At 43.3% G+C, this 26,227-nt stretch carries 21 protein-coding genes; 18 read left to right on the forward strand and 3 right to left on the reverse strand.

From position 1 onward, the window contains the following. Nucleotides 1-64: 64 nt before the first annotated feature. The 5 genes from gtfA (at nt 65) to MHN32_RS04995 (ending at nt 5,908) form a co-directional block, all read left to right on the forward strand. Nucleotides 65-1,534 (forward strand): sucrose phosphorylase, encoded by a 1,470-nt coding sequence (gtfA, locus tag MHN32_RS04975; RefSeq protein WP_239421092.1) that lies wholly within the window; start codon nt 65-67, stop codon nt 1,532-1,534. A gap of 182 nt (nt 1,535-1,716) precedes the next feature. After that, nucleotides 1,717-2,478 (forward strand): metalloregulator ArsR/SmtB family transcription factor, encoded by a 762-nt coding sequence (locus tag MHN32_RS04980; protein WP_223193521.1) that lies wholly within the window; start codon nt 1,717-1,719, stop codon nt 2,476-2,478. Nucleotides 2,479-2,499: 21 nt separating this feature from the next. Beyond that, on the forward strand, nt 2,500-3,510 hold the full coding sequence (locus tag MHN32_RS04985; protein ID WP_239421093.1) for an ArsJ-associated glyceraldehyde-3-phosphate dehydrogenase: 1,011 nt from the start codon (nt 2,500-2,502) through the stop codon (nt 3,508-3,510). A gap of 6 nt (nt 3,511-3,516) precedes the next feature. After that, entirely contained in the window at nt 3,517-4,716 is a 1,200-nt protein-coding gene (gene arsJ / locus MHN32_RS04990; protein WP_239421094.1) for an organoarsenical effux MFS transporter ArsJ, read from the forward strand. A gap of 94 nt (nt 4,717-4,810) precedes the next feature. Then, nucleotides 4,811-5,908, forward strand: a complete 1,098-nt coding sequence (locus MHN32_RS04995) for a hypothetical protein (protein WP_239421095.1) — start codon at nt 4,811-4,813, stop codon at nt 5,906-5,908. 36 nt (nt 5,909-5,944) lie between these two features. Here the strand turns inward: MHN32_RS04995 and MHN32_RS05000 are convergent, their stop codons facing one another. Next, nucleotides 5,945-6,976, reverse strand: coding sequence for a LacI family DNA-binding transcriptional regulator (locus MHN32_RS05000; RefSeq protein ID WP_239421096.1), 1,032 nt, complete (start codon nt 6,974-6,976; stop codon nt 5,945-5,947). A gap of 170 nt (nt 6,977-7,146) precedes the next feature. On the opposite strand from MHN32_RS05000, the gene MHN32_RS05005 reads away from it, so the two are divergent. The 7 genes from MHN32_RS05005 (at nt 7,147) to MHN32_RS05035 (ending at nt 14,612) form a co-directional block, all read left to right on the forward strand. Beyond that, nucleotides 7,147-7,374 (forward strand): FeoA family protein, encoded by a 228-nt coding sequence (locus tag MHN32_RS05005; RefSeq protein ID WP_010605304.1) that lies wholly within the window; start codon nt 7,147-7,149, stop codon nt 7,372-7,374. An 18-nt stretch (nt 7,375-7,392) separates the two neighbouring features. Continuing rightward, a complete protein-coding gene (gene feoB / locus MHN32_RS05010; protein ID WP_239421097.1) occupies nt 7,393-9,477 on the forward strand; it encodes a ferrous iron transport protein B in 2,085 nt (694 codons plus the stop codon). 265 nt (nt 9,478-9,742) lie between these two features. Next, nucleotides 9,743-10,171, forward strand: coding sequence for a GNAT family N-acetyltransferase (locus tag MHN32_RS05015; protein ID WP_239421098.1), 429 nt, complete (start codon nt 9,743-9,745; stop codon nt 10,169-10,171). A 105-nt stretch (nt 10,172-10,276) separates the two neighbouring features. Next, entirely contained in the window at nt 10,277-12,130 is a 1,854-nt protein-coding gene (locus MHN32_RS05020; protein ID WP_239421099.1) for a monovalent cation:proton antiporter-2 (CPA2) family protein, read from the forward strand. 25 nt (nt 12,131-12,155) lie between these two features. After that, on the forward strand, nt 12,156-13,055 hold the full coding sequence (locus MHN32_RS05025; RefSeq protein ID WP_237116341.1) for a LysR family transcriptional regulator: 900 nt from the start codon (nt 12,156-12,158) through the stop codon (nt 13,053-13,055). 83 nt (nt 13,056-13,138) lie between these two features. After that, nucleotides 13,139-13,828, forward strand: a complete 690-nt coding sequence (locus MHN32_RS05030; RefSeq protein WP_239421100.1) for a pirin family protein — start codon at nt 13,139-13,141, stop codon at nt 13,826-13,828. A gap of 46 nt (nt 13,829-13,874) precedes the next feature. After that, entirely contained in the window at nt 13,875-14,612 is a 738-nt protein-coding gene (locus MHN32_RS05035; protein WP_239421101.1) for a sulfite exporter TauE/SafE family protein, read from the forward strand. A gap of 62 nt (nt 14,613-14,674) precedes the next feature. On the opposite strand, the gene MHN32_RS05040 is transcribed toward MHN32_RS05035, so the two are convergent. Both MHN32_RS05040 and MHN32_RS05045 read right to left on the reverse strand, forming a co-directional pair. Then, nucleotides 14,675-15,109 (reverse strand): hemerythrin domain-containing protein, encoded by a 435-nt coding sequence (locus tag MHN32_RS05040; protein WP_102057979.1) that lies wholly within the window; start codon nt 15,107-15,109, stop codon nt 14,675-14,677. A 15-nt stretch (nt 15,110-15,124) separates the two neighbouring features. Then, on the reverse strand, nt 15,125-15,652 hold the full coding sequence (locus tag MHN32_RS05045) for a hypothetical protein (RefSeq protein ID WP_239421102.1): 528 nt from the start codon (nt 15,650-15,652) through the stop codon (nt 15,125-15,127). Between the two features lie 537 nt (nt 15,653-16,189). Between MHN32_RS05045 and MHN32_RS05050 the strand changes: the two genes are divergently transcribed. The 6 genes from MHN32_RS05050 to MHN32_RS05075 all read left to right on the forward strand — a co-directional run bounded on the left by MHN32_RS05050 (nt 16,190) and on the right by MHN32_RS05075 (nt 26,123). Then, nucleotides 16,190-18,373, forward strand: coding sequence for a pre-peptidase C-terminal domain-containing protein (locus tag MHN32_RS05050; protein WP_239421103.1), 2,184 nt, complete (start codon nt 16,190-16,192; stop codon nt 18,371-18,373). A 137-nt stretch (nt 18,374-18,510) separates the two neighbouring features. Then, nucleotides 18,511-20,340: a M28 family metallopeptidase gene (locus tag MHN32_RS05055; protein ID WP_239421104.1), complete on the forward strand. Its 1,830-nt coding sequence runs from the start codon at nt 18,511-18,513 to the stop codon at nt 20,338-20,340. A 140-nt stretch (nt 20,341-20,480) separates the two neighbouring features. Then, nucleotides 20,481-22,202, forward strand: coding sequence for an ATP-binding protein (locus MHN32_RS05060; RefSeq protein ID WP_239421105.1), 1,722 nt, complete (start codon nt 20,481-20,483; stop codon nt 22,200-22,202). Then, entirely contained in the window at nt 22,195-23,550 is a 1,356-nt protein-coding gene (locus MHN32_RS05065) for a sigma-54 dependent transcriptional regulator (protein WP_239421106.1), read from the forward strand. The genes MHN32_RS05060 and MHN32_RS05065 overlap by 8 nt, the downstream gene beginning before the upstream one ends. A gap of 161 nt (nt 23,551-23,711) precedes the next feature. After that, nucleotides 23,712-24,662, forward strand: coding sequence for a porin (locus tag MHN32_RS05070; protein WP_237116334.1), 951 nt, complete (start codon nt 23,712-23,714; stop codon nt 24,660-24,662). A 12-nt stretch (nt 24,663-24,674) separates the two neighbouring features. Further along, entirely contained in the window at nt 24,675-26,123 is a 1,449-nt protein-coding gene (locus tag MHN32_RS05075) for an SLC13 family permease (RefSeq protein WP_010605318.1), read from the forward strand. The last annotated feature ends 104 nt before the right edge of the window (nt 26,124-26,227 follow it).

The raw sequence follows: 26,227 nt of genomic DNA on the forward strand, positions 1-26,227 counted from the left end.
TGTTTGTTCATGATTAAAGATATAACTTAATCGATTAAGTCTCAACTTTTTTAATGAGTAAATTATGAAAAACCAAGTTCAGTTGATCACGTATGCTGACCGCCTGTCTGGCGGCGGCCTTGCACAATTAAATACGTTACTAACGGGCCCGTTAGCTGGACTATTTGGTGGTGTCCACATTTTGCCTTTTTACTATCCAATTGATGGTAGTGACGCAGGTTTCGACCCGATTGACCATGCCAAAGTCGACGAACGATTGGGCGATTGGCAACATATTAAGTTGATTGCCGAGCACTATGAGGTAATGGCAGATCTTATCGTTAACCATGTGTCAGGAGAGTCAGCAGAATTTGCAGATGTGTTGGCTCATGGCCAAGAGTCACAGTTTTGGTCGATGTTTTTAAAAGAAGAAGATGTCTTTCCTGATGGCATCACGCAAGCACATGCGCAAGCAATTTATCGTCCGAGGCCGGGAAGTTGCTTTTCTAAAAAGGCGTTAGCGAGTGGCGAAGTTGTGGATTTTTGGACCACTTTTACTGATAACCAAATTGATATTAATGTTGAATCAGAAGCGGGGCGTGCTTATTTAGAAAAAGTCTTAACATTGTTTGCAGACAGTGGAGTGAAAATTATTCGACTAGATGCCGCAGGATATGCAATCAAACGCGCAAATACCAGCTGTTTTATGACTGATGAGGCCTTTGCTTTTATCAATCAATTATCCAAGCGCGCCAATGAGCTTGGTATGGAAACCATTGCCGAAATTCACAGTTATTACAAAACTCAAGTAGAGGTTGCCAGCAAAGTCGACCGTGTTTATGACTTTGCGCTCCCTCCGCTTATTTTACACAGTTTATTCAATAAAGATTTCTCGGCTTTAGCCAAGTGGTTGGACATTGCGCCGCGTAATTGTCTAACCGTGCTGGATACTCATGACGGAATCGGCATTATTGACGCGGGGCCTGAAGGGGATAAACCAGGGTTACTCGATGCCAATCAAATTGATGCTTTGGTTGAGCAGATCCATAGCAACAGTAAAGGCCAAAGTCGCAAGGCAACCGGCGCTGCAGCGAGCAATGTCGACTTGTATCAAGTCAATTGCAGTTATTATGAAGCCTTAGGGAAGCATGATTTTTATTATTTGGTAGCAAGAGCAATTCAGTTCTTTTGCCCTGGAGTACCACAAGTTTATTACGGTGGTCTATTGGCGATGGAAAATGACATAGCACTCCTAGAAAAAAGTAATGTTGGACGCGATATCAACCGCCCTTATTTGGATGTCGCGATGGTGGAAGCCGCACTCGATAAACCTGTGGTGAAGGGTCTGCAAACTCTAATTAAACTGCGTAATACTTGCTGCGCATTTGATGGCAATTTTGCATTAACATGCCAAGGCTCAAATCTGGTTATAACTTGGGAGGGCAATAATGCCAAAGCGGAGTTGCGAGTTGATCTCGCAAAAGATGAAGCCATGATTAAAACTTCTGAAAACGCAACAGAGCAGAGCTATAACATTCAATCGCTGCTTTTCTAACCATAGCGAGGAGCCAAAGTTGCGCGTAGAAAGCTGGCTTTAAGTTCCTCAACATCGATTATCCTTGGTAGCGGCTCGCAATCTTAGTTGAGCTGCTATGTATAGATAAATATCAACAAAGCGTAATTGACATAGCGGATTATCTATATAACAATAAAGTTATATAATTAATTTATTATGCAATGATGAAGATACTTTTTCTTTGTTCTGGAAACTCAACGCGGTCAATTTTAGCGCAGGCGCTAGCTAACTTTCATGGTGGTTCGGATGTTCATGCTTATAGTGCAGGCACTAAGCCGAGCACTGTGAATGCGACTACGCTGTCAATGCTACGCCGTTTAGGGATTAATACGGACAATCTGTACAGTAAACACCTCAATGAGTATAAGGACGAACACTTTGATGTGGTGGTAACCTTATGCTCTGAAGTCCAATCTGAATGCGAAGGTAAACTGCAAGGAGAGCATGTCCTTGCGTGGGATATTGCGAGTCCAGCTGAGCGAAGTCGCAATAATGCTTATGAGCAAACCTTGTTCGACATCAATGAACAAGTTATTTCCCTACTACGCGAAGGTAAGCCACAACATACGCTACTTACACCCTTGCAATTTTATAAATCCTTAGCGGATGAGATCCGCTTAAAAACGCTTGCCATGTTGATGGTGGAAGGTGAGCTATGTGTTTGCGAGCTAATGGCTGCGCTTGAACAAGATAGCCAACCCAAGGTGTCACGGCATTTGGCGCAGCTAAAGAAGGCTGGAATTCTATGTGATCGCAAGCAAAAACAATGGGTATTTTATTCTATAAACCCAACGCTACCGCTATGGATGAAGGCGGTGATAAACGCAACGGTTATGCATCAACCAGATTATATAAAAGCTGAGTTAGTGAGGCTAAATGCGATGGGCGAACGGCCAACACGCATGGCAACTTGCTGTAACTAATAATTAGATTTTGGAGTTCTTATGACAATTAAAGTAGGGATCAATGGTTTTGGTCGAATGGGGCGTTTGGCGCTTCGCGCTAGCTTTGACTGGCCTGAAATCGAGTTTGTACAAATTAACGATCCTGCGGGCAATGCAGAAACCCTAGCACACTTGCTAGAGTTTGATTCTGTCCATGGTAAATGGCATCACAGTGTGTCTTTTCAAGATGAACAGATCCAAATAGGTGAAACAGTGTTGTCGGTGACTCAAAACAAAGAGATTGCGCAAACCGACTGGTCTCAATGTGACGTCGTGATCGAAGCATCCGGCAAAATGAAAACCAAAGCTTTGCTGCAACAGTATTTAGATCAAGGCGTTAAGCGTGTTGTTGTTACGGCACCGGTAAAAGAAGAAGGAGTATTGAATATTGTGATGGGAGTGAATGACCATCTATATGACGATATGCCCCACCAAATCGTTACAGCCGCTTCTTGTACCACAAACTGCTTAGCGCCCGTGGTAAAAGTCCTGCAACAAAATATCGGCATAAAGCACGGTTCGATGACGACTATTCATGACATCACCAACACGCAAACCATTTTGGATGCGCCACATAAGGATTTACGCCGCGCGCGGGCCTGTGGCATGAGTTTAATTCCGACAACAACGGGTTCAGCGACTGCTATTACCCATATCTTTCCTGAATTAAAAGGTAAGTTAAATGGTCACGCCGTTCGTATTCCGTTGGCGAATGCTTCACTAACAGACTGCGTTTTCGAGGTTGAGCGGCCAACTACAGTGGAAGAGATTAACCTCTGGATGGCGCAAGCTGCTGCTACTGAGCTTAACGGAATTTTAGGCTATGAATCAAGACCATTAGTTTCTATTGACTATAAAACGGATCCTCGCTCTAGTATCGTCGATGCGTTATCTACAATGGTAGTTAATGGTACTCAGGTTAAGTTGTACGTGTGGTATGACAACGAGTGGGGCTATGCAAATCGTACCGCGGAATTAGTACGTAAAGTCGGATTGTCGTTAGGCGAATAAAGCATTATGCAGCTGCGCAATATACCTCAAAATATCAAGCAATATCTCATTGTGACAGGCAACTATTGGGCGTTTACCTTAACGGATGGTGCGCTCAGAATGTTGGTGGTGCTTTACTTTCATCAATTGGGTTATAACCCGCTTGAAATTGCCATGCTATTTCTCTTTTATGAAATGTTTGGTGTTGTCACCAATTTAATTGGAGGATGGCTTGGCGCACGCATTGGCTTAAACCGCACCATGAATATTGGGTTAGGCATACAAATAGTGGCATTATTGATGTTGGTAGTACCAACGCACTGGCTCACCGTGCCTTATGTTATGGCAGCACAGGCGCTCTCAGGTATTGCCAAAGATCTCAATAAAATGAGTGCCAAAAGTGCGATAAAGGCCATCGTAAAATCGGGTGAAGAAGGGACCTTGTTTAAGTGGGTAGCAATACTTACCGGCTCTAAAAATGCGCTAAAAGGCGTTGGTTTTTTTCTTGGCGGGCTGCTGCTTACCTTACTTGGCTTTACCGGCGCGATGTGGTTAATGGCAATCATGTTGCTATTAGTGTGGTTGTTTAGCCTTATCAGCTTAAAAAGCGATTTAGGCAAGGCTAAAAGCAAACCCAAATTTAGCGATGTATTTTCAAAAAGCCGAGCAATTAATATGCTGTCTGCCGCGCGATTGTTTTTATTTGCCGCACGGGATGTTTGGTTTGTGGTTGCGCTTCCAGTCTTTTTATCGCAGAAGTTCGGTTGGGATCATTGGTGGGTTGGTGGCTTTATGGCTACTTGGGTTATCGGTTATGGCATCGTGCAATCAACAACTCCTAGGTTTATTAGTCGTGATGAGTTTGCATCAACACCAAGTAAAGTCAGTGGATGGGCGTTGTATTTAGCGGCTATTCCGCTGTTGATTGCTATCTCACTTCAAGCGCAGCTCTGGACAAGCTTAGCTGTAGTAGGTGGGCTTTTACTCTTTGGTATTGTGTTTGCTATCAATTCATCTCTTCATAGCTACCTTATTGTGAGTTTGGCCGATAGTGATGGAGTGTCACTCGATGTGGGCTTCTATTATATGGCGAACGCCATCGGGCGGTTACTCGGTACAGTATTGTCAGGGTGGATCTTTTTGGAGTATGGCTTAGCGGCTTGTTTAGTAATATCTTGCATATTCTTAATCACAGCAGGACTGATTTCAAACAAAATTGTTAGGTAAATGTGTTTGCTTGTGAATATTCTTGTTCCTTATATGGTTTCATGCTTTACTAATCTGGATTTATTCAGCTGACTATATATTAAGGAGAATATAAGTGAATAAATACCTGTTAGTGTCAAGTTCGGTGGTAGCGGCTGTACTAACCTTAACTAAGGTTGCTACAGCTGAAGCTTCAACCAGAAAAATGTATGATTTGGAACTATGTTATACATGCGATGCAAGTAACGCTGAAAGCTTTGCTAAAAAGTATCTGCCAGCACTGACGTGTCACGAAAATGAAGGAGTATTCGATAGGGATTACATTCAAGAATGTTACTCTGATACTAGAGAAGTCCTAATTATCAACGCAAACTCAAAACAGAAGTGGCTTTATAAGTTATGGCATGCTAATCAAGGAGGGGTTAGTGCGGAAATGGAGCTTAGTAGTCAAATTTTACCTGTACCAAATCATGCAAATGCATTAGCGGACGAGTTAATCAAGTCTTATGATGCTTGGGGCCGGGCAACAACGAAAGTTTCCCAAGAGTATAATTCATCAAGTATGCAATCTACACTGGGTATCAATACTAGCACTAGCCGCCAGCAAGCGTTATCTGAAAATAACTGTGAAAATGAAGCTATTACCCGAGCTGCAATACTCGCTTTCGACGAAAGGACAAGAACGACTCTACGAAGACGTGCGGAAAATGCATTAATTGAAGAGTATGGTAGCTTAAGGGCGGCATTTGAGACTACTCGTGTTACTCAGTTTGGTTACACGGTAGGTGTGGGAGGTGTTGGATTTACAGGTCAAGTAGAGTATGTACCGCGCACAAGAATGATAGATATAAAATTTTATGATGCAATTAATGGCAACCATAGAGTGGTATATAATTTAGAGTTTAGTAATGATATTCGCATGGATTTAAATAAAGACATGACGACATTCGCTGGAGTATCTGTGCGCTATTTACGAGAGAATCCTGCAAGCCTAAATCAAGTATCGAATTGTGTTCTTGAAACACTTAATATATATAGAAAAGCGAGTGTGAAAAGTAGTGATACTTCAGATGGTGCTATTGATTTACCGCCAGCTACTGGGCGATATCCAAGTCGCAATTCTGGTGGAGGTCTAGGTGGAGAGTTTTGTACATGGACTTTCTATGATCTTTGGGGAGAGGTGCTTTTCGAAATGGAAGGCATGTGTCCGTAAGGAACTTCTCGTATTTGAGTCTTTAGCTTGGGGCAATTAACAGCTTTGCCCCATTTTTAAGGTATAGCCAAGCATTACTTTATCATCGCTTTTATTTAAGAAGAGTTTGGCTGCTTCTCGGCCTTTTTCTTCACTATTTTGATGAATGGTAGTTAAGCTGGGACTAAAGCGTAGCGCTTCATCAACGCCATCAAAACCAACGACTTTAAGATCCTGCGGTATCTTTACACCAAGTTTTTTGGCTTCTCTTAACAGCGGTAGTGCAATTAAGTCACTCATACACAGCACGGTATTAGGCCTTGGTGAGAGGTTAAGTAGTTCTTTTGCGGCGATATTTGCAAACCTTTCGCTGCTTTCAGGAATATTCCACACTCTGTCTTCGCCAAGTGTTAACCCACGCTCTTCAATGGCTTTGAGATATCCGCTATAACGCTGATGCGCAATAGAGGTCTCTATGTCTGTTAGGTTCTGCTCGTATACGCGGCATAGCAAATCAGTGTCTAATAATCTCAAACCAAAAATAGCAACATCACTATTGTCGTTTAATGCTTTACTCGCTACATCAAAGGCGGCTTGTTGGTTGTCGATATTAATACTGGCATGTGCGGGCAAATCAAAGTCAACCGTCACAACCTGTTTGCTAACATTCGCAAGATGCTCAATTAACTTGGGATTACGCGGGCGGCCATAACAAATTAAACCGTCGACGAAATCGACAATGTCTCCGACATTATCTGCGGTGCCTGAGAACAAGAGTAGGTTAATATGCTGAGCTTCTAAAACGCTTGCAACTCCTCGCATAAAGCTACTTGCAACGGGATCTGATACCATATATTCAACGCTATCGGGTAGTACCAGCGCGACAATGTTAAACGAGCCCTTACGCAGCGATTGGGCTGCCTTGTTAGGTCCAAAATAACCCAATTCTTTACAGGCTTTTAGGATTTCTTCTCGTTTGGATTTAGAGAGTTGATCTGGTCTGTTAAAAGCATTCGATACAGTTGCATTTGACACACCTAATTCCGCCGCAATGCTTTTGAGCGTCCATTTTTTTTTGTCGTTATTCATTGGCAGGACCCCTTAATACAGTCAGGCATATGGCAATGGTTTGGTTCATCTTAACTAGTAAACACCTTAAATAACAAGCAATAATAGATTATTGTCGCAATCTAGTTTAAAGAAAATAGTCAATGAGGTATGATGCGCCATACTTTTATTGCAAATTGTTCTCATAATCAATGACATTAGATAAACTTTCCAAAAATAGCGCAGCGACCATCACTTCTCTTACCCATCCAGATACTGCGTTACTGAGTCGAATAATGGCACTTGGAATTATTCCTGGTGAGCAAATAGAAGTCATTAACGTCGCCCCACTTGGATGCCCGATGCAAGTGAAAATTGGTGACACCTTTGTGAGTGTGCGTAAGGCCGACGCACAGTTCGTTGAAATTGAAGTTTTATAAGTTATTAAGGGCTCACGTATGAAAATTGCGTTAGTGGGCAACCCGAACTGCGGGAAAACCACATTATTTAACCGCCTGACCGGCTCTAAACAAAAAGTAGGGAATTGGCCAGGGGTAACTGTCGAGAAAAAATTCGGCTATTTTGCTTTAGAAAACACAAACGTAGAATTGGTAGATTTGCCCGGCTTATATAGCATGGAGCAAATTGAGCCAAGCCAAGATGAGCAAATCGCGTGTGACTTCCTAAAGCAAAATGAAGCTGACGTCATCATTAACATCGTGGATGCCGCTAACTTACAGCGAAATCTAGTATTAACTTCTCAGCTGAAAGAATTAGGCAAGCCTATTCTCGTTGTTGCAAATATGGTTGATGTCGCAACACAGCGTGGGAGAACGTTAGATTTAAAAAGACTCTCTGAACAGCTAGGGTTACCTGTAGTACCATTCCACGGTGCTAAAGGTACAGGGCAAGAAGCGTTGTTGGCACAACTCGCACAGATCACGCGTTTTCCAAAAGCACCTGAGATGGCAAACACCGAGAGTGCCAGCAGCGATCCCCTCGAAAAAGCGGTTGCTCGTCACCAAGCAGTGAAAAAATTGGCTGATGGCGTAAGTATCATTACGCCAAAACGTGCAGATACGACAGAAACGCTTGATAAAATTGTGCTCAACCGCTGGCTTGGCGTGCCTATTTTCTTAGCCATGATGTATTTAATGTTTACCATTGCGGTTAATGTTGGTGCTGTATTTATCGACTTTTTTGACATCGCCGTGGGCGCCTTACTCATCGATGGTGTAAAAATCTTGCTAGCAGATATTGGCGCACCTCAATGGCTGGGTGTGTTATTGGCTGATGGTTTTGGTGCGGGTATTCAATTAGTAGCGACCTTCATCCCTGTTATTGCGGTGCTATATCTGTGCTTATCCATTTTGGAAGATAGTGGTTATCTTTCTCGGGCCGCGTTTGTTATTGACCGTTTGATGTCATCCATTGGTCTACCGGGCAATGCTTTTGTACCTTTGATCGTTGGATTCGGCTGTAATGTGCCTGCGGTTATGGCGTCAAGAACGATGGGTCGAGAGTCAGATAGATTACTGACGATTATTATGGCGCCATTTATGTCCTGCGGTGCACGTTTGACGGTATATGCGTTATTTGCAGCGGCGTTCTTTCCAACGAACGGAGCCAATGTTGTTTTTGGTCTGTATTTGCTTGGCATATTGGTTGCGGTAGGTTCTGGCTTTTTATTTAGAAAGCAAGTATTCAAAACGCAAAAATTACCCTCATTTACCGAGATGCCAGCGTATCATATGCCAATTTGGCGCAATATATTCATTACCACTTGGCAGCGTCTGAGCGGCTTTATCAAACGTGCTGGCAAAACAATTGTCATGGTAGTTATTTTACTCAGTGCATTAAACTCGATTGGTACCGACGGTTCGTTTGGCAATGAGAATACAGATAAGTCACTTTTGGCGAAGGCTGCACAAGTTGTCACGCCAATCTTTGAGCCAATTGGGTTAAAAGAGGAAAACTGGCCTGCTACGGTTGGTGTTGTGACTGGTATGTTTGCCAAAGAAGCCATCGTCGGTACTTTAGATGCGCTTTATACCGGTGCCGAAGAAGAAGGTGGAGAGTTTTCATTGTTGGCTTCGTTAAAAGAAGCGTTGATGACCATAGTAGACAATAGTAAAGATCTTATCGCAAACCTTGGTGATCCATTAGGACTTAACGAATTAGAATCAGGTGCTGAAAGTGGCACTGTGCTACTCACCGCAATGGCCGCGAAATTTAATGGTCAAATCGGTGCATTTAGTTATCTTGTCTTTATCTTACTTTATACGCCTTGTGTAGCGGTATTAGGTGCAATTAAACGAGAATCTGGCGGTAAGTGGATGTGGCTTGTGATTGGCTGGACGACCTCAATTGCTTATATCATGGCGACTTTAGTTTACCAAGCTAGTCAGTTAAGCACCTCGCCAACGAGTGCTTCGCTTTGGATTATAGCGATGTTGTTGTTTGGATTTGCATGGTGGAAAGGGTTATCCAGACTGGGTAATAAACTTAACCAACCACCAACCTATCAGATAAATTTAGGTTAGTTATTCAAAAGTTTGGTTAATTACGGCGCTTAGAGCGCCGTTTTTTATGTTTTGGTATCAAGCAAAAAAAAGCAGTGTTAACTGAGTCAACACTGCCAACAACTCTAAATCAATCAAGGGGAGTCTTCGTGAAGGAGATTACGCCGCTTTATTGACGGAAGGGTGACGCAATAATGAAAGATTTATGACTGTGAAAATTTCACTTTGCTTCTTGCTAAAAATCGCTTAATTTTTAGCTCTATTCTTGCCGTTAACTGGGACAATAATGATAACCACTGATACTCCTCTTATTTTACGCCACCTTGATACTATCCATGCACTGATCTCTAATTCTTATTGGGCAAAACAAATGCCTAAAGCATTGTTAGAAAAAGCCATTCAAAATAGCCTGAGTTTCATGTTTTTGGATGACAAAGGCGAGTTTCAGGGTTTTTGTCGCGTGATAACTGACTATGCCACCTTTGCCTATCTTGCCGACGTGATAGTTGAGGATAGTGCCAGAGGTAAAGGGGTAGGCAAAGCGATTGTTCAAGCCGTGGTCGAACATCGAGAGCTACAAGGCTTAAGGCGTTTTATGCTGGCAACTTTTGATGCGCATACTCTATATGAAAAATTCGGCTTTGCAGCGGTGCCAGATCCAAGTATTTTGATGCAGATCTGCCATCCTACAATATATTCGGATTTACAAAATTAATTGCTGGATTTTAGTCACTTATATTTTGTTTTTTAGAACGAAGACTGGATAAATGCACTTACCCTGAACATAATAAAGACGATAACAACAACAGGTGTCTTTATTATGTTACTGCTCGCGACTATCTATTTGGCTGCTGCGATATTGGCGGTGCCAATCGCTAAACGGTTAGGGCTTGGCTCTGTGCTTGGATATTTATTGGCAGGGATCTTAATTGGTCCTCATCTTCTTCATCTTGTGGGAGAGCAAACTGACGTCATGCACTTTGCCGAGTTTGGCGTGGTGATGATGCTATTCTTAGTCGGGCTTGAGTTACAACCCAAAAGGCTCTGGACGATGCGCCGTTCTATAGTTGGTCTCGGTGGCTTACAAGTAGTTATAACAACGGCTGTACTCTATTTCGCGATTGATTTAGCGCTTGGCTTTTTGTGGCAGCAATCATTAGCTATTGCGTTAATGTTGGCACTGTCTTCTACCGCCATTGCACTGCAAACCTTAAATGAAAAAGGCTTGATTAAACAATCTGGCGGTCAAAATGCGTTTTCGGTGTTGTTATTTCAAGATATAGCCGTGATCCCCATTCTCGCGATTATGCCGTTGTTAGCATTTAGTGATTTGGCTGTGAGTGATGGACACGGCAATTTGTTACATGCTTTTCCGACTTACCTCCAAGTGGCTATTTCTGTTTTTGTGATTTTGGCTATTATCGCTGCTGGGCATTATGTTGCCGCGCCATTATTTAGGTATATTGCCAGCACTCGAATGCGCGAACTATTTACCGTGGTGGCGCTATTTATCGTTATCGCAACCGCGTTATTGATGCAAAGCATTGGTTTATCCCCAGCGCTTGGAACATTTCTCGCGGGTGTTGTTCTCGCGGAAAGTGAATTTCGCCATGAATTAGAAGCCGATATTGAACCGTTTAAAGGGTTACTACTTGGCCTCTTTTTCATGACAGTAGGCGCATCAATCGACTTTTCCTTATTGGCACAAAAATGGTTATTTATTTTAGCGTCAGTGGTGCTACTAATGGGGTTAAAGGCGGTTATTTTATATATGTTGGCAACGGCGTTTTCACTGCATAAGCGAGCGACATGGTTATTTACCGCAGCCCTGTGTCAAGGCGGTGAGTTCGCGTTTGTACTCCTTTCGGTTACTGGCAGTTTAGCAATCTTAACTCCAGATCAAGTCGCGTTAGTTACACTGGTTGTTGCGGTATCTATGCTCGGATCGCCCCTCATTTTTATTCTTTATGACAAAATAGTTGAACGCCAGGCCAATACTCCTCAAGAACAAGATAGCTTAGAGACGATGGAAGCGACACAAAACGTTATTGTGGTCGGCTACGGGCGTTTTGGCCAAGTGATAGGGCGTTTGCTTCATGCACAGGGTTATCATTTATCGATTTTGGATCACAGCCCAAGCCAAATTGAATTACTCCGTCGCTTTGGCAATCAAGTGTTTTATGGCGATGGTGCTCGATTAGATTTACTCGAAGCCGCAGGGGCTCACGAAGCGCAAATGCTGGTCGTGGCGATTGATGAGCCAGATAAAACCCTCGAAATCGTCAGGTTGGCGCAGCAACATTTCCCTAACCTAAAACTTGTAGTTCGTGCGACCGACCGTCGCCATGCCTACCAACTGATAAAATTGGGTGTCACTGCGTTTGAGCGAGAAACCTTTGTCTCTGCTGTGAAGTTAGGTGAACAGGCGCTCAAGTTATTGGGCCATAGTGAAGAAGATGTCGCACGAGCGGGTTACCTCTTTACCAAACACGATGTTGAATCTATGCATATGCTCGCCGATGTGTGGGGAGACGATGAAAGCTATGGTATTGCGATCCGTCAGCGTATGGCTGACCTCAAACAGGTGTTGCAGGCGGACGAAAAAGCGCAAGAAGATCTTAATACCTGCCATGGTGAAGATTGTGAAAATAAACCATCAACCATTGAACAATAACGCATAAATATTAGGTTAAATCAGTATGTTGAGAGTGACATTAGAACAGTGGCGAATGTTTAGAGCCGTTGTTGAATATGGTGGTTTTAATCAAGCTGCCAAAGAAGTGCATAAAAGCCAGTCAAGTATCCACACTGCGGTCCATAAAATTGAGGAATGCCTTGGTGTTAAGCTTTTTAGAGTCGAAGGGCGAAGAACCCTGTTAACCGAAGCGGGTGAAATGATGCTGCGCCGTGCCAATTATCTCTTGGAAGAAGCGGCAAAAGTGGAAGCGGTAGGGCAGACGCTGGGCGAGGGAGTTGAGAGTCAATTGCGCATTGCGGTCGATGAAATTTTCCCACAGCAGGTACTCTATAAGGTGCTAGAAAATACATCTGCACAATACCCTTTATTGCGTGTCGAGTTGGTCGAGTCAGTATTAACAGGCGCATCAGAACTTTTACAAAATACCGACGTAGATATCGCCATTTCTCCAGTTACTTTACAAGATGGGTTCAGTGAAGAGTTGTGCCAAATCGAGTTTGTTGCAGTGGCAAATCCCAATCACGCATTACATCAATTTGGTCGCGCGCTTACATTCGAAGACTTAAAATCCCATCGTCAAATCGTAGTGAGAGATTCTGCAATCTCGCGTAAAAAAGATGAAGGATGGTTGGGGGCGCATCAACGTTGGACGGTGAGCCATATGACAACCTCGATAGATATGATAGCGCAAGGCTTAGGATTTGCTTGGTTACCTATTCCGGCTATTAAAACGCAACTAGACTCTGGCGTCTTGAAACCACTACCACTATCGCAACATAGTCAGCGTAAAGCACAGCTTCATCTTATTTTTAAAGATGGTGACAGGCTTGGGCCCGCCGCGCGCGCTTTTATTGGTGAGTTAAGATATCAGTGCATGCAGCTAGAAGATTCTGTTGAGTAGAATGGTTGATGTTAAATTATCAAATTTTATTCGTTTCAAACAGGCAATAGACTAAGGTCATCAACATGCGTTTGGAGCGAAACATGCGATATATTCGAAAAGCACAAGATAGAGGTAAAGCAGATTTTGGCTGGTTGCAAAGCCAACATAGTTTCTCATTTGGTCGATATTATGATCCCGCCCACATGGGATTTGGTAATCTTAGGGTGATCAATGATGACACAGTACTTGGTGGTCATGGCTTTGATACTCATGGTCACCGAGATATGGAAATTATTTCCTATGTCATTGACGGTGAATTAGCACATCAAGATAGTATGGGTAATCAGTTTACTGTGGCGGCAGGTGAAGTTCAGAGAATGAGCGCCGGTAGTGGCATTCTTCATTCAGAATATAATGCTTCAAAGACAGCGCCTGCCCATTTTTTACAAATTTGGATAGAGCCAAAGCTTAAAGGCATAACGCCGAGTTATGAACAAATTCAAATCAAACAAAGTAGCGCACTTACGCCGATTGTTACGCCTACAGGCGCACAGGGCACTCTGAGTATCAATGCAGAAGCTGAAATACACCGCTTGCAGCTACATCAAGGTCAACAGATTGAGCTGAATGCGCACGCGCAAAAAGCCTATTTGCACATTGTTGGCGGCGAAGCGACGCTCGATGGTGAGGCATTTCAGCAAGGAGATGGCATCGGTCTGATTGCTGATGACAACATGCAGGTTACGGCATTAACAGATGTTGAAGCGCTGTGGTTTTTATTACTTAACTAAGCAAATTGGTATTAAATTCAGCGCCTAAAATTAAAGGAATTGAAGAATGACAGAACCAATTCAACTTGCAGTAATTGCCCTTGTCGTTCTGCTAAGTGGTATTTCAAAGTCTGGCTTTGCAGGCGCGTTAGGGGCGTTTTCTGTTCCAATTTTGATGATGGTGTTGAATCCAAGGGACGCCATTGCGTTGATGCTTCCGCTACTTATCGTTGCGGATGTTTTTAGCCTGAAGAGCTATTGGCGCTTATGGAATGTGCCAGAATTAAAGCGGTTATTGCCAGGCACACTAGTCGGGATAGCTTTAGCAACGCTTTTTCTTCAAGGCGTCAGTGAATTTTGGCTGACGGTTGTGATTGCAGCGATGAGCATAGTATTTGCGCTTAAAAGCTTACTGATTAAAAATACACCTGAAAGTGTTGAGCACTTAAGGTTATTGGCCGCGAGCACCTCTACCGCAGCTGGTATCTCCACGACCTTAATTCATGCTGGCGGCCCACCACTCATGGTGTATTTTAACGCTCGAAAATTGGAGCCAACGGCTTATATCGCGACGGTTGCGGTACTATTTGCACTGATGAATGTGATTAAGTTGGCGACCTTCTCTGCAACTGGGTTGTTACAGTGGCAACATGTGCTGCTTGCTATCTGTTTTACACCTTTAGCGTTGCTCGGTAATAGACTCGGTGTGCACCTAGCGAAACGCTTACCTAAAAAGCAATTTTTGCTGGTGATGAATGGACTACTGCTCATGCTTGGACTGGTATTAATTGGTAAATTGTTGTGACTGTGTAGGCTTACCAACATGCAGCAAAGTAAATGCCCACAACATGTTGTGGGCATAGAAAACTATAACTGTTCTTCCATCTCTTTTTGATACTCATCTGCAAGTTGCGACTTTTCACTTTTATCAAGTACTTTACCCGCTCGCTGGAAAAACGCTTGCTCTTCGTCAGCCAAGTGATGCTCAACTTTGTCTTTGAGGTTTTTCAATTTAGTTAGCCAACTAGGGTCGGAAAACTCCGTATTATCCAGTGCCTCAATTAACTCATCAATCTCATGATGCTCGGCGATACCGTGGCGAGAGTCTTCGATCGTCATGTCGCTTTCCATTAACGGGGCGTAAAAGTACCTTTCTTCTGCGATGGCATGTGCCTCTAACGCGTCTTTCAACTCTTTATAGTACTTTTCGCGGACCTTTGAATCACCAGACGTTTCTGCCAACATGTTCAATAGGGCGCGTTGATGATCATGATCTTGCTTTATTGCATTAAAAATTTCCATGTAGATTACCTCTTTCTAGCTTAAAACGTCTGCTTTGGTGCTGTTTTTAAAAAACGACATGAGTTTGCTGCGATGCGCCTCATTATTCGTTTTAATGATAAGCAGCCACTTGCCCTCTGCGATTTTATTCATCACCGCCTGGTTAAACGCATCTTTGTCTGGACGCAAAGAAATAAGGCCTGAAGCAAATAGCCCTAAAAATAAGCCGGGGCTTAATAAAGCGATAAACGTTAAGTAAGGATTAGCTTGTGTGAAAGCCGGTCCATAACTTACCAATAGCCCCGCGATTAGAAAGCCTAATATCACCCCCATGCTGCCAAGGTACAAATGCCAATTAAGCATGTTTTTGGCAAGGCGACTTTCGCTTTTAGGCTCAAGTTTTTTGTCGGCATCTTTGTCATACGGATTAACCAGTTCTAGATGCTCATGTTGAACAAGGTGGCTGTTTAACAATTCATTTTGCAATCTTTCTGCGGCTGCTTTCCCTGTTAGAACGGCCCCAACTCTATGATCTGTGTAGGATAATATTTCAAAAGTATCCATTACTCCTCCTAATTTCGTTGCAGCTTGTAATTATTCAAACTGCAAGTGTTATACCGGGAGAGTAAGATATCTAAGGTATTGAATTTTATTAATAATTTTAGATTTCAGATGTTGTGGGGTTGAACAAATGAAGCACAAGGCAGAAAGAATTACCGAGTAGTTACTACATGTTTTGATACAACATAATGATTATAAAGTTAGTTTAGGGAAGAAACTGGCATATTTACTCATATTGTATCAAAAAATTTACAAAGGTATGTTTTGTTACTTAATTCAAGATATTAAGTGTGGGTCTATTTTTTAAACAAATGCATGAAAGCATTGCATAAATATTTAAAGTAAATTAAATATTATTAAAATGTTAACTTTGGGGTTTATTTATTTGAATTGCTGCCTAGTCTAATAAGGCGTGGCGAGTGCTAATGGGCTTGCCATGTCTTCTGCAGTTGAAGGAGAAAACAGTCACATTTCATCTAATGTTTTTTGTTAAGCAGTGATGAAAAGGACAATAAAACAACAATACTAGGAGTGTAATTCGTGAAATTATCTACAGTAACTATGGCTACGGCGTGTGCGATTGCGTTTACTTCGCTCAGTGCTCAAGCTGCAACAAAACAATACCTAAACCAGCAAGCTGACATGAATACTATGCTTAAATCAGCTTCTCAAACTGTGTTGAGTACACAACCAGAAGTGCTGATTGGTTTGGAAAGCGCGAGCCAACTAAAGGAGCTTAAAAGCTTCAATAGTAAAAAAGGTGAAGTAACTAAGCGTTTTCAACAAATGTACCAAGGATTACCAGTGATTGGCGATTCGGTCATTTTAACGTTTGACGATGCCGGTGCGCTTAAAAAGGCTCACGGTGCAGCGGTTTATAACATCGCGGCTGACATCGGTTCGGTAAAACCCAAGCTAAATGCCAAAATGGCATTGAATCAGTTTGAAAAGCAATCGCTTAGTGCAGACAAAAAGCTTAAAAAACATAATGAAAAATCTCGCCTAGCGATCTGGCTTGATGGCAATTCAACGGCACGTTTAGTCTATGAAGTCACTTTTGTTACTTATGGTGATGAGCCTAAACGCCCATATTTGATCATTGATGCAAACACAGGCGAAGTGTTAGAAAGCTTCAATAACTTGCAGCATGCAGATGCGATAGGCCCTGGTGGTAACCAAAAGACTGGTCGTTACCAATATGGTACTGATTATGGTCATCTAGACGTTGCACAGTCAGGCAATACTTGTACCATGACTAATGCGAACGTTAAGACAATTAACTTAAATCACGGTAGCAGCGGCTCGACTGCACATAGCTTTACGTGCCCAGAAAATACAGTTAAAGAAATTAACGGTGCATACTCACCGCTGAACGACGCCCATTATTTTGGCAATGTAGTATTTAATATGTACAACGATTGGCTCGGCACTGCGCCATTGTCGTTCCAGCTTAAAATGCGCGTTCATTATAGCAGTAATTATGAAAACGCGTTCTGGGATGGCAGCGCGATGACTTTTGGCGATGGTGCGAATACATTCTATCCGTTGGTAAGCCTTGATGTATCTGCTCACGAAGTGAGTCATGGTTTCACAGAGCAAAACTCAGGTCTAGTATACCGTTATAAATCAGGTGGCTTGAACGAAGCGTTTTCTGATATGGCTGGTGAGGCTGCTGAATTTTATATGAAAGGCAGCAATGACTGGTTAGTTGGCCAAGACATCTTCAAAGGCAGTGGCGCATTGCGTTATATGAATGACCCAACGCAAGACGGCCGCTCAATCGATCACCAGTCTAACTATACGTCTAGCATGGACGTTCACCACACTTCAGGGGTGTTCAACAAAGCCTTCTACAATCTGGCAACTACAGCGGGTTGGGATACGAAAAAAGCCTTTATCGTAATGGCAAAAGCTAACCAAATGTATTGGACTGCGAACACCGATTGGGATACTGCAGGTAACGGTGTAATGGATGCGGCATGTGACCTAGGTTATGAACCTGGTGATGTACAAGCTGCGTTAGCAGCGGTTGGCGTCAACTCAAACTTAAGCTCAGGTAGTAGCTGTGATACTAATCCTCCACCACCTCCAGGTGGCGACGAAGAGTTAACGAACGGTCAGCCTCGTACTGGGATAAGTGGCGCGGCAAAAGAGCAAATGTTTTTTACCCTTGATGTGCCAGCTGATGCGACTAGCCTAAACTTCACCACTTCTGGTGGTAGCGGTGATGCGGACCTTTATGTCAAGTATGGTTCTCGTCCGACGTTAAACACTTATGATTGTAATAGCACAACGTCTACAAGTAACGAAAGCTGCGACATTAATAACATTCAAGCAGGTAAGTACTACGTGATGGTTGAAGCATGGAATCAGATTTCGGGCGTGACTTTGACTGGTACATACAGCTCAACAGGTGGAACTCAACCAATTGATCGCACTGAGTCTAATATCAGTGTTGCATCTGGCAGTTGGGCACGTTTCACACAAGATCTAAATGCTAGCTACAGCAATCTTGAAGTGAGTATTTCTGGTGGTTCAGGTGACGCGGATCTATACGTAAACTTTGGTTCTCAATCAACAACGTCGAGCTATCAGTGTCGCCCTTATAAAAACGGTAACAATGAGACTTGTACGATTGCAAACCCGCAGCAAGGTACTTGGTATATTGATTTACGTGGCTATAGTGCAGCAAGCGGTGTAACACTGAATATCAAAGCGAACTAAGTAAAAGTTTAAAGGGAGCGCAAGCTCCCTTTTTATTAGGCCCCAAAAAAATCATAAATTTACCTCATTTGAATAATCCTTTTATTTTGCTCAGCGCTTAAATCATGTTGTTATTCAAATGAGTTGAGGATACAACAATGAAATTAACTACACCTATGCTACTGAGCATTGCCTGTTTGAGTGGCTTTTCTGAAGCGTCAGAAGAGGTTTGGGTGACGATGGATGCGAAGTCTAGTCAGCATTTCCAAGTCCATAATTCTATTCGCGGTACTCACTTTGAGCAGCTTTCTTTACCGAACAGTGAAGTCAAAGCGTTAAAAGTACCTGCAAACTTACATTCACACCTGAGTGCATTTATGCACGAAGAATATCACCGCTGTGGTGGCTTTGTCGCCCATGACTCCTTAGAGCAGGCGCAAAGCTATCTTGCACAGTTAGAAAGCGTAAACCCAAGTGCGACGCTGGTTAACTACAGCATTGATAACCCCGCGCGGGTTAACAGCTTAATCTCAAAAGTCAGTACGGTGAACTTAGACAGCAGTGTCAATTCGCTAACCAGTTTTTATAACCGCTATTATACCTCGCAAACGGGTGTTGATGCCGCTGCATGGGTCAAGCAAACATGGAGCGATATTGCAGCAAGTCGCTCAGATATTAGTGTTGAATATTTTAGCCACTCTTGGGCTCAGTCTTCAGTGATTGTCACCATTCCAGGTAGCGAACTGAGCGATGAAATCGTTATTATCAGCGGGCACCTTGATTCAATTAACCAATCTAACTCGAGTGGGCTTGCGCCGGGTGCGGATGATAATGCCTCTGGGATCGCTGTGCTTACTGAAGCGCTAAGCGCTATTGTTGAAGATGGTTATCAGCCTCAGCGGACAATCCAAATCATGGGCTTTGCGGCAGAGGAAGTTGGGCTTCGAGGTTCTAAAGCTATCGCGCAGTCTTACAGCTCTCAGGGAAAAAACGTAGTCGGTATGACACAATTTGATATGACTGGCCGCAATGGCAGTAGTGCGGATATTGTGATGATGACAGACTATACAAACAGCGCACAGAATCAGTTCTTAGGCCAATTAATTGAAACTTATTTGCCAAACCTTAGCTATGCCTATGACCAATGTGGCTATGGCTGCTCCGACCATGCATCTTGGTATCAGCAAGGGTTCCCAGCTTCTATGCCATTTGAATCAAGAATGTCTGAGATCAACAGAAAAATTCATACCACCAACGATACTGAATTTGATTCAACACATGCACAAAAATTTGCAAAACTCGCGCTGGCGTTTGTTGCTGAGCTTGGTAAAAATGCGGGTGATACACCTCCGCCACAACCAAACAATAAGCTTGAAAATGGTGTGGCTAAAACGGGGATTTCTGGCGCTTCTAAAAGCCAGCAGTTTTTCACCATGGAAGTACCACAAGGTGCAACTAATTTAAGTTTTACCACCTCAGGTGGCACTGGTGACGCCGATCTCTACGTTCGCTATGGCTCCAAACCTACTTTGGATACTCATGACTGCAAGAGCACTAACTCGTCTAGTAACGAGCAATGCAATATTTCCGCTGTGCAAACTGGTACGTATTACGTGATGGTAGAGGCATGGAACGCGATTTCGGGGGTCAGTTTGGTAGGACAGTACGATACCTCAAGTGGCAATACGCCTATTGACGAAACTATCAATAATATTTCTGTCGCCAGCGGACAGTGGCAGTATTTTAGTCAAGCACTAACCGCGGGATACCAAACCCTGACAATTACGACGTCGGGAGGCACGGGAGATGCGGATCTTTATGTTAATTTTGGCACGCAACCAAATACCAGCACCTACCAATGTCGGCCATACAAAAATGGCAATAATGAGGTATGTACCATCTCCAATCCTCAGGCTGGCACTTGGCATATCGGCCTGCAAGGCTACCAAGCAGCGAGCAATGTAACGCTAAGTATTAGCGCGAATTAATACGCGTTTAAAATTAAGACCAGAGATAAAACCTTGTTTATCTCTGGTCTTAGCGCTTAGTGATACATTGATTTAAAGAGATTTGATTTAATTGATATTCTGCTTCTGATAGACTCAATGAGTTCAATTAGGAGTTGCGTGTGTCACATAAGTTCTCAGTTAAGATATTAATTTATCTTTTATTATTATTTTGTGGGCTGTGGGCAAGTTATTTGTTCAATGTGGCACAGGATGAGGAAAATGTCCTTGGTCAGACTAAAACCAACCTAGAAAAGTTCAATAGTTATATCCAGACTGAATTTACTCGTTATCAAGCTATCCAAACGCAATTGAGCCTAAGCAATTTGGTGCAATCAGGCTTACAGCAAGCAACCGCTATTAACTCCAATGAACTGGACAGATACCTTCAGGACATTCAAATATCCAGTGGTGCGTCAGACGTTTACCTGCTAGACCTCAGTGGAACTGTGATTGCGAGCAGCAACTGGTATTTACCGCATAGCTATAAAGGCAGCAATTTTGCCTTTCGCCCCTATTTTTACGAAACAATCAAGGGCAATGAGCATGTCACTTTTGCGCTCGGTTTACGTTCCAAAACCCGTGGTTTCTATTTTGCTAAGTCTGTCTATAAAGACGGCTCGCTTGTGGGCGTGGTGGTGATGAAGGTTAACGCCAGTAAATTTGAATCAGATAAAGCCCAGCTTGATACGGGAACTGATAGCCATTTCTTAATTGTGGATGACAATCATATTGTACTGGCATCTGATGTTGAGCAGTGGCGGTTAGCATCATTAGGGGAACTGTCCCCAGCAAAGCGCAAAGAAATTGAATCCTCAAGGCAGTTTGAAAACGAATCTCTGTTTCCGATTGATTGGCGCGTGCTTTCACCAACCAGAGTGAAAACTTCATCTCATGGCAGCGACGCGCTGATGCAAAAGAGGCCGCTTAACAAGCAATACACTCTTTATTTGCTACATGAAGTTGCGCCTATCAAAGCGGCACAGTGGCCGCGGCTTGGGGTAACTGCACTGGTATTGATTTTACTCTTTGTTGTTGTCGAGTACACGTTGAGTAAATTGACAGGATACCGACAACTGCTTTTCAGCCAGCGGAGTTTAGAGGCTGAGGTTGCCAGCCGCAAGCAAGCGCTCGAGCAGGCGCAAGATGCACTGATTCGCGCTGCCAAGTTGGCAACCATAGGGCAGCTCAGCGCCAGCATTAACCATGAAATCAATCAACCACTTAGTGCCATGAGTGCGTATGTCGCCAGCGCCAAACGGTTGGCTCAAAAGGGAGACGTAAGCAAAGTAGTCGAAAATATGGTCCTGATCCAATCTTTGATCACTCGAGTGCATAAAATCGTGGCTCAGCTAAAATCATTTAGTCAGCATCATGATAATAAGATGCTGGTGGCCAACCTTAAACACTCTGTAGATAACGCCTTAGTTATAGTTGGGCCTGAACTCAAACGCTACGGTGTAGCAATTCAAAGTGAGGGGCTTGCGTGCAATATCTGGGTTGACCCATTTAAGTTTGAGCAAGTACTGGTGAATATTATTAGCAATGCGTGCCAAGCCATTGTTGAGCAAGATGATAAATGTATTTATATTCGCGCCGTGGAGCATGAAGGTAAGATCCAGCTGTCTATTATTGACTCGGGCGAAGGGATAAAACAGCACGCTTTATCTAACATATTTGAACCGTTTTACACCACTAAATCAGGTAATGGCTTGGGCTTAGGGTTATCCATTTCAAAGCAAATCATTGAATCGTTTCATGGTAAACTCAGCGCCCATAACCATCCGCAAGGTGGTGCTGAGTTTTTAATTAGTTTACACACAAAGAATCCGCAACATGACTGAAGAGAAAACCCTGTTAATCATCGATGATGAACATAGTATACGAGATGCACTAAAGCAACTATTTGAAATAGAAGGGTACTCAGTGCAGTGTTTTTCCAGTGCAACGCCTGCATTAAAAAAACTTTCTCGTCAGTTTAGCGGTGTTGTGCTTTGCGATATCAATATGCCCGAGGTCAATGGTATTCAATTTTTAGAGCAGGTGATGCAGTTTGATTCTGAGTTACCTGTGGTATTTCTAACCGGCTTTGCGGATGTTGAAGTGGCGGTAAAAGCCATCCAAAAAGGGGCTTACGACTTTTTTGAAAAGCCTGTGTCAGAGCCGCTACTTGACTGCATAGAAAGGGCGCTTGATAAACGCCGGTTGGTGATGGAAAACCGAGAGCTAAAAGCGCAAGTCAAGAAAAAGTCTGCGCCGGGGGTGCGGATCTTAGGTGAGACAAAACAAATGCAGCAAATGCTGCACTTGCTTGATGCTGTGATTGATACCCCAGCTGACGTATTGATTGAAGGTGAAACCGGTACAGGAAAGGAATTGGTGGCGCGATACTTACACGACCATAGCGAGCGCTCAAACCATAACTTCGTCGCCATCAATTGCGGTGCGATTCCAGAAGAGCTGATTGAAAGTGAATTATTTGGTGCCAAAAGCGGAGCATTTACGGGTGCTAAAGAGTCTCGCGAGGGAAAATTTTCTTTTGCCCAAGGTGGCACGGTTTTTTTGGATGAAATCGAAGCCATGTCTGCGGCTTTACAAGTGAAGCTGCTGCGCGTTTTAGAAGAGAGAAGTGTGACGCCAGTTGGTAGCAACACTGCGATAGCACTGGAAATTAGAGTGGTTGCGGCGACGAAAGTGGATTTACAAACCTTAGTCGCACAGGGTAAATTTCGCTCGGATTTATTTTATCGACTTAACCTCGTCAAAGTGATGATCCCGTCACTTCGTTCCAGAAAAGCTGATATTCCGCTGCTATATAAACACTTTAGCTCCATTGCCGCTACTCGCTTTCATAAACCTATGCAACCAATTAGCCCTGAATTAGAGGCGCAGCTACTGGCACAAGACTGGCCTGGGAACGTGCGAGAGCTGAGAAACCACGCCGAGCGCCATATTTTACTCGGTGGTGCGATGACTACGAGTAACATGCAAAGCAATTTGTCTGACGAAACGTTGAGTTTGGCTGAGAAGGTGAGCTACTACGAGCAATCGCTAATTGAAGAAGCGCTGGCACAAAGCCAAGGCAGCATAAAAGATGCGATGAATTTGCTAAAAGTGCCGAGAAAAACCTTGTACGACAAGATGATCAAGTATGGTTTAAATCGCACTATGTTCACCAATGATGATGGGTGAATTTAGTGACACATTATAGATTTAAGTGTGTGGAAATCCGCACATTTTAGCTGGTGTTAATCTTAGATTTTTATTTATCCATCTGATTTATATTAAAAAATAAACTCTGGTCTCAGAATTGCGTTGTCTTAAGCGACAATAATCAAAAAATGAGACAAGTTATGACAGCAAGTAAATCTTTAGTGGCGTTGGCAGTTGCCAGTGCAACGCTATCAGCCTCTGCGTTAGCCGCAGACTACAGCATTTATGGTAAAGCAGAAGTTCAAATTGCCAACACAGACAAAGGTGTGATGCGCTATACCAAAGAGGGCACACAAATTGACGCACCATTTTCAAGAATTGGTGTAAAAGGCACTCACGGCTTATCAAGCGATCTAAAACTCGTCTACAAATATGAAGTACAAGTTAAAGGTTTTGAACACGACGATACCACTGAGCCATTTTCAGCAAGAAACACCTATGTTGGCCTTGAAGGTAAATTTGGTACGGTTTTAGTGGGCAGAAACGACACGCGTTTTAAGTTTAGTGAAGGGAAAATCGATCAATTTAACGAAACCCAAAGTGATATTGCCCAAGTGCTAGCAGGCCAAGACAGAGTTGGTGATTCAATTACCTATTCTTCACCTAAATGGAACGACTTTTCTTTTTCTCTGACCTACACACCTAAAGACGACGCGAGCAACGACGAAACCGGGTTTGCAGCTACCGCAATTTATGGTGACCGAGCATTAAAAAATAAAGATTACTATGTTGCTCTGAGTCATACCGACAGTATTGGTAATTTGGTAGCTACGCGTATCGCGTTGGCTTACAAATGGCAAAAGCTACAACTTGGTGCCATCATCCAAGACAGCGAAAATCTAGCGAAAGACAAATCAGGTAATGGCTATGTGCTAAGCGCAAGTTACCAACTCGACGATAATTGGCGTCCGAAGCTACAGTTTGCCAAAGACTCAAGCGGATTACGCCACAATGAAGATGCGACTCAGTGGACGCTAGGTACAGACTATATTTTTGATAAACAAACTAACTTGTATGTGATGGCAACACAGCTCGACCTTGAAACACAAGACGATACTAGCATCGCTGTTGGCTTAAAATATAAGTTTTAAAGGTTCAAGATAATGACAGAAGAGAATAAAAAAACGATAAAAACGCAGCTGTTTCTGTGGCTTGGTCCCTTGGTAATGTTACTGATTTGTTTGGTTGAACCACCATCGGGCATGTCGGTTGAGGCTTGGAGAACCGCAGGCTTAGCGTTTTGGCTAGCTTCTTGGTGGATAACCGAAGCTGTGCCTATTCCGGCAGCTTCGTTATTACCCTTGGTTATTTCGCCTTTAGTCGGGATTGCATCTATTAAAGCAGTCGCTGCACCGTTTGCGCATCCTTTGATTTATCTATTTCTGGGTGGATTTTTGCTCTCAATCGCCATGGAAAGGTGGGGGCTGCATAAACGCATCGCGCTGAATACCATGTTGTTCGCAGGCACTAAACCGAGTATACAGATCTTAGCGATGATGGGCGTGACAGCATTTTTATCTATGTGGATGTCAAACACGGCAACGGCAGTAATGATGTTACCGATTGCACTTTCGGTTATTCACTTGGTAAAAGAGCAGGGTGGAGATAGCCAAAGCTTTGCTAAAGCGCTATTACTTTCTATCGCTTATGGTGCCAGTATTGGAGGTATTGCAACTTTAATTGGTACGCCACCAAATGCGTTAATGGCTGCATATTTATCCGACAGTTATCAAATAGAGATTGGTTTTGCCACTTGGATGATGATTGGTGTGCCTTTGTCTTTGGTGATGCTGGCATTTGCTTGGTTCTGGTTGACCAAAGTGACTTACAAGGTTGATAAAGAAGAAATCAATGTTGATACTAAGTCGTTATTTACTTCCCAATTAAAAGCACTCGGTGAAATGTCTCGTGCGGAGAAAGGGGTTTTTGCGGTATTTATTTTAGCGGCAGTATGTTGGATCTTTAGACCGCTAATTGGTGATGTTACGGGTCTTAAATTGTCAGATACTGGCATTGCAATTGCCGCTGCACTGTTACTATTTGTTCTTCCTGCTAAGTCGGGAAGTGACGAACGTATTTTAGATTGGGAAAGCGCTGCTAAGGTGCCTTGGGGGATTTTGCTATTATTTGGCGGTGGTTTATCGCTCGCGGCACAGATCAAATCTTCAGGACTTGCCGATTACATCGCTAACTTACTTGCGGGCGCGGATGCCATGGGCTTAGTGCTTGGCGTGCTAGTTGTTGCAGCGCTTATTACGTTCTTAACGGAAATTACCAGCAATACCGCAACGGCTGCAGGCTTTTTACCTTTACTTGGACCTGTCGCTGAATCAATCACGGGCTCTCCTTTAGCTTGGGTTATCCCTGCAGCAATCGCGGCCAGTTGCGCCTTTATGATGCCTGTCGCAACACCACCAAATGCTATCGTATTTGGCTCGGGCGAGATTAAAATTAAAGACATGATAAGAGCTGGATTTGTTTTAAACTTGGTCGCGATAGGGCTAATTACAATTGTTACCTTGACTTTGGCAAGGAGCATACTAGGGTTTTAAAGTTGCCATTCTCCACAGGCTGTGTCCATCGAAGGGCAACTCGGTCATACGCAGCCTGTCTCTATAGTAATACCTAGTTTTTTGAAGATAGACCCGTTGTTTTT

Origin of the sequence: Pseudoalteromonas sp. Of11M-6, assembly GCF_022347905.1 — a bacterium.
Classification (GTDB): Bacteria; Pseudomonadota; Gammaproteobacteria; order Enterobacterales; family Alteromonadaceae; genus Pseudoalteromonas.